This window comes from Phaeocystidibacter luteus (assembly GCF_008933115.1).
GTDB classification, from domain to species: Bacteria; Bacteroidota; Bacteroidia; order Flavobacteriales; family Schleiferiaceae; genus Phaeocystidibacter; species Phaeocystidibacter luteus.
In genome coordinates this window covers 1-1,840 of record NZ_WBVO01000021.1, presented here as the reverse complement: position 1 = coordinate 1,840, position 1,840 = coordinate 1, and the positions used below count along the sequence as shown (strand labels likewise).

1 protein-coding gene is annotated in these 1,840 nt (G+C 40.5%); it reads right to left on the bottom strand.

Going from position 1 to position 1,840, the window contains the following annotated elements:
* Positions 1-51: 51 nt before the first annotated feature.
* On the bottom strand, positions 52-1,629 hold the full coding sequence (locus tag F8C67_RS14225; protein WP_170266485.1) for a T9SS type A sorting domain-containing protein: 1,578 nt from the start codon (positions 1,627-1,629) through the stop codon (positions 52-54).
* Positions 1,630-1,840 lie beyond the last annotated feature (211 nt).

Below are 1,840 nucleotides of genomic sequence, written 5' to 3'. Positions count from 1 at the left end.
GGGATATATGAGGCTTTTTTTTGGGTTCTTATTCCCAAAAGTTACGAAGCCCTAACGGTTCACTTGAATCTTATCTATCCGGTGTCGTCTACGACTAGATAACTCCAACAGATAATATCCCGAATTTATCCGATGACCAAATTCAATTACTCCAGATGTATTGAGGACTCCCGACTGCACTATCCTTCCTTGCACATCCATGATTGTATATTTGAGATTCCTCAAACCTGTGGATTCTTCAACACTTACTTTAATGAAATCTTTTGCCGGATTTGGTGAGACTATTGCCTCCAAAATCGGAGGATGATGCGTTTTTTCCAAAGAGATTCTTCCAGTCGAATCTAGAATCATCAGATGAAGTTGCAAATTGTAAGCCGTGGGGTTCAAGCTATCCCTCACAAATTCATAATTTGAAACGAGCACTCTATTTCTAGGAAGCGTTGAAACACTTGCGTTGGAACCAATGATTCCTTCAATTCTATACTCTGATTGCCAATTCAGCATACCAGACTGAAGATTGTAATTGTAAATGAAAATCGTATTCTTCCAAGGATTGCTCCATTCCCAAGTAAGTACCTGTGTATTCGATTGAACAAAAATCGCACTATCCTTTTTCGTGCCATCAAATGCATCCATACCAGCGCCAATAGTGCCGTTGCCTGATATATCAAAGTTAAATTCCCCATCAACATGCAATGTGTCGATTGATTGCACTCCCGAGCTCGCATTGAATTTAAGTACTGATGTGTTCCAATAATCCCTAGCGAAAGGCAAGATGCGATAGTTAACACTAGGGCCAATTAAAACCAGATCTCCATTAACTTCTGTAAGACCAATAAGATCGGTTATGACAAAATCATTCAAGGCAGTGGCTCCAGAGCTTTGATGAGACAAGCTGTCATCTAACACTACCCATTCAAAACCTAGAGTATTGTGAATATATAAGATTGCGACGTAACCCGAATCATGTTTGATCATAGCCCGAACAGCGCCCCTCTGGATGACGACATTTATGGTATCGAATCGTGTATTACCGTTTCGAAGTTTCTCAACAATTATTGGTTTTTCGCTGAAGGATGGACAAGATACCGCGTAACCATAGTAGTACCTGTTGCCGTTCCATCCAGCAATGGAACCTACCAACGAAACGGAATTTGCCGAATCACCCAATTCAATCTGTCCTAAATAGTTGAAAGAAGTATCGTAGTAATCAATCTTGGTTTCATACCAACAGGCTCCGGCATGGTACTTCAAATAGATACACTCTATGGTATCCGAATAGCTGGAAATGCTAGTAATTAGAGACAAATCCGCCGAATCTCTGTAAAGATTTATACTATCTACAGGATTCAAATTCAAGTCACTTTTGATTAACCAATCTTGATATGCTGATCTGTATTCAAATCCTGAGGCAATTGATTTCACATAGTAAATAGAGCCATCCAAATACATGGTATGCATCCCCGAAACGTAATCATCATGGGAGTATCGGATATCAATTTCTTGACCTTCACAATGAAACGAAAGGCTTACTACGACTATCAAAAGTAGAAGCTTAGACCTTCCTTGAAAGAAACGAACTAATTGAGCCAAAGATGATGTCATAAGGGAGAGCGTATCGATTTGCATCATGTCAATTTAATATTTGGAGCGATTGCGCTAACAATTACCAAAAACTTCACGTGTCAATCCGAACTGACTTCATGAGTGGCCATTTTTAATTCACGAATGGTATATAGAAACTTCTGGGGTATTTGGTTCTCGGGCGTGGTGGATAAGCGTTACGTGGATCATCGAATGTGGTTCGCCCGCCGGCTGGCGGGCAAGCTGCAAAACCGCA